Below are 2908 nucleotides of genomic sequence, written 5' to 3'. Positions count from 1 at the left end.
TGCAGTGGCCACTTTAGCGGGAACACTCCAGAGCACTTCGTTCTGGAGCTCCTGGATGCTCTCAGTGCCGTCTGACGGGATTCCTCGCTCCCACATCCACTCGCGCAGCTCGGTCTTGAGTGCGTTCTCGCCGGCGATGCGCTTCATGGCGTGGGCTTTGAGTTCGATCGCAGACTTCGGCACCCAGGACTCGTGCAGGATCTCGCCAGTCTTGGAGAGCCAGTGGACGTAGCAAGCTCGCGAGGTCTCTCGGTTGATGACGGCGTGGTGAGCGGCGTCGATCTTGGCGCGGTCCTGGGGCAGTTGCTTTTCGAGGTACCACCGGCGGAGATGATTGGGGTCGTAGGGGGAGGTCATAGCGGCTTGACCTCGCTGAGCGAGATCTCTGTACTCACGCCGTCGCGACCAGGTCGAACGCTATCGACCAGGAAAAGTCTCAGGTCGAGCGGACCGAAGTTCTGAAGCTGAAGCCTGTCACCCCTCTGCAAGCGAGGTGCCGCGTTGCTCGCTGACTTGGGATAGACGCACCAGTGCTCGAGATGCCCGATGCTCTCGCAGTTAGTGCAGCGGATCTTGGTCATGCGGCACCCTTCCTACAAGGACACGGACAGCAAGCTGAATGATCATGGTGCGTGAAGCCAGGTCCGGCGTCTACGTGGTCTTGCGCGGTGGCGACTTTGGCCCCTCGGACCCTCTCCCGCTCCTCCGCGATGTCGTCAGCCAGTGCGTCGAGCAGCGATGCCTGCGACGAGTTGATGCTGCGGGCGCGGTAGGTCTGGATTTTGGCAGTGAGGCGGTCCAGGGCTGTGGAAAGTTCCGCATGGATCAGGGTCTCAATTTTTGCCGATACTTCTCCATAGTCGGATTGGAACCCGCAGCAGTCGTCATCATCGTCGTGTGTAACACAGACGTGGCTCTCGTAAAGACTTATCAGCATACCTATTTCGGTTCGCAGTGCGGTGCGCGCTTGTTTTTGATCGGCCACTACCACACCCCCACAATCTCTAAATACAGGGCAATTCCTACGAGCAAAACAAGTAATCCCACCCAACTTCCCGATACAGATTTTCGGTTATCACGCTCCATATCGTTGAGCGCCTGCATTCCAAAGACGTAGGCCGCATCCGCTCCTTCGCGCTTCTGGACCTCGTTTATAGCCTCAGCCAACATCTTCATCTGGTCACCACTTACTGGCATTGATCTACACCTCCTTCCGGCTCCCTGCCGGCTCGTATTATTTCTTCTGACGCCTGGAACACCTGCCCGATCGCTTTCGGGGTCGGCTCCTCGTCCTGCAGCCACGACTTGATGTACGCGCGGCTCTCCGCCGGGTCGAACTGATCCGCCATGTCGAGCTCGTTGAGCACGATGTACGCGGTGGCCTCGGCCTGGAACTCCTTTTCGCCGCGGTGCTGCAAGTACTCGGCGTGTGCTTCACGGACGGTATGACCAATGCAAATGTGGCCCATCTCGTGCACCGTGGTCTTCAGCGGATACCGCGCTATCGGCGAGACGGCCAGATTTCGCTCGTAGGCATAGCCCTGCATGTTTCCGTCGATCTGATCGAACGCGACCTCGTGGATCGCCAGCGCTCCAAGCGCTCGCTCGCGGCTCCAGTCGCGGGGCTCGACTTCCGGCAGCGGTTCCCCTTCGGTGTCGGAGTAGGCAAAGGCCCCTCGTACCGGCTTGAACTTGGTGAAGCGCTTCGGCTCCCCAGTCTCCGGGTCGACCTCTTCGGACTTCACGGTGATCGGGCGGTAGATGTACTTGCCTCGGGCTCCCTTGACCACGTGCCTTGAGAAGGCCTTCCAGCCCTCAAAAGATGCCACCGGTTCCCGGACCCCTTGAGCTCGCAAGAGCATCTGGTTCCGGATCGAGTACCGGTATGCCCGGTTGTACGTTGTGAGTTCACCTGGCTCGAGCGTGAGGGCTTCGTGCATCAGGTCCGCGGGCGTCAGCTTGGCAACTGCCTCTGGCACTTCCGCTGGTGGTCGGCGACGGCCGGCCACGCTACTTGGCTCCCTCGCCTGGATCGATGATCTCGATGTGTGGGTTCGACAATCCCCCGGACCATCGCCAGTCCTTGCCCTGCTCAGCCATCCGGCGACATAACTCGTAGGTCTCGTCGTCCAGGTTCGTCTCATCACTGGCGCGCTCCATGCGAGCGATGAGCTGTCGATCTGTCAGGTGTAGGAAGTGGTCCTTGATGCGCTCCTCGAGCGTGGCATCGTCGGAGACCTCTTCGACTTCGAAGTCTTGCGGTGAGCGCGGGCAGCTCGGATCGTGGGGGTTGGCTATGTGCGCTCCACATAGTGGGCACTCGTCGTTCTCGTCACGCTCCGGTTGTTCTTGGTTTGGTTGGAATTTCTCGTTCACATCACCTCCTTCGGTTGATTAGTTCTTCTATGGCTCTTGATCGCCTCTACAGCTTGAAAGTCCGTCTCGAAGCGCCCCAGTACATCGACTTCACCATCTGCTGTCAGCTCTGCCAGCTCCCAGACGTGCGGTGCGTAAGAGCCGTATATATCCGGCAGTCTTACGATGCTGTACTTGCGATCGCCATGTCGATATAGGCGCTGGCGCTTCGGGTCCGGCGATGGGAGTACGACGAGGTCGCTCAAATCGCTTCCCCCAACTTCCCCGCCAGCAGCGTCACCACCTCCGCCTCAGCCCGTGCGCCGGCTTCACCGCCTTCAGCGATGTCGATGTAGAGGGCGGAGAGCTGGATGGACTCTTCGTCTGAGAATTCGATTCGCAGGGTCATGAGGCGGCCTCCAAAAGATGCGGATGCTCGTAAATATTTCCGACAACTTCCACACATGAACTATCTTGAACGACCTCACACCAGGAGATGTCTCCATTGCAGGCGTGGCACTCCTTGGAGTGTTCCCGCTAAAGTGGCCACTGC

7 protein-coding genes are annotated in these 2908 nt (G+C 59.3%); all 7 read right to left on the bottom strand.

Going from position 1 to position 2908, the window contains the following annotated elements:
- On the bottom strand, window positions 1-357 hold a 357-nt coding region (locus G6024_RS14490), incomplete at its 3' end, for a hypothetical protein (protein WP_159149022.1).
- A complete protein-coding gene (locus G6024_RS14485) occupies window positions 354-581 on the bottom strand; it encodes a hypothetical protein (protein WP_159149021.1) in 228 nt (75 codons plus the stop codon). The genes G6024_RS14490 and G6024_RS14485, both read right to left, overlap by 4 nt.
- Window positions 578-985 carry a hypothetical protein gene (locus tag G6024_RS14480; protein ID WP_159149020.1) on the bottom strand — a complete coding sequence of 136 codons (408 nt, stop codon included), beginning with the start codon at window positions 983-985 and terminating at the stop codon, window positions 578-580. The genes G6024_RS14485 and G6024_RS14480 overlap by 4 nt, the downstream gene beginning before the upstream one ends.
- Window positions 985-1176, bottom strand: coding sequence for a hypothetical protein (locus G6024_RS14475; RefSeq protein ID WP_159149019.1), 192 nt, complete (start codon window positions 1174-1176; stop codon window positions 985-987). Before G6024_RS14475 ends, G6024_RS14480 begins: the two co-directional genes overlap by 1 nt.
- Before the next feature lie 11 nt (window positions 1177-1187).
- A complete protein-coding gene (locus G6024_RS14470) occupies window positions 1188-2009 on the bottom strand; it encodes a hypothetical protein (RefSeq protein ID WP_182640402.1) in 822 nt (273 codons plus the stop codon).
- Window position 2010: 1 nt separating this feature from the next.
- Window positions 2011-2376, bottom strand: coding sequence for a hypothetical protein (locus G6024_RS14465; protein ID WP_159149017.1), 366 nt, complete (start codon window positions 2374-2376; stop codon window positions 2011-2013).
- A 241-nt stretch (window positions 2377-2617) separates the two neighbouring features.
- Window positions 2618-2764, bottom strand: a complete 147-nt coding sequence (locus tag G6024_RS14460; protein ID WP_159149016.1) for a hypothetical protein — start codon at window positions 2762-2764, stop codon at window positions 2618-2620.
- Window positions 2765-2908 lie beyond the last annotated feature (144 nt).

Origin of the sequence: Dietzia maris (assembly GCF_014144855.1) — a bacterium.
Classification (GTDB): domain Bacteria; phylum Actinomycetota; class Actinomycetes; order Mycobacteriales; family Mycobacteriaceae; genus Dietzia; species Dietzia kunjamensis.
The sequence above is the reverse complement of the archived record's forward strand: the minus strand, read 5'-3'. Positions and strand labels throughout refer to the sequence as shown.

Excerpts from the sequence above, each read along its gene's own strand:
- G6024_RS14485 (WP_159149021.1), bottom strand. The coding sequence starts at position 581 with ATGACCAAGATCCGCTGCACTAACTGCGAGAGCATCGGGCATCTCGAG.
- G6024_RS14475 (WP_159149019.1), bottom strand. The coding sequence starts at position 1,176 with ATGAAGATGTTGGCTGAGGCTATAAACGAGGTCCAGAAGCGCGAAGGA.
- G6024_RS14460 (WP_159149016.1), bottom strand. The coding sequence starts at position 2,764 with ATGACCCTGCGAATCGAATTCTCAGACGAAGAGTCCATCCAGCTCTCC.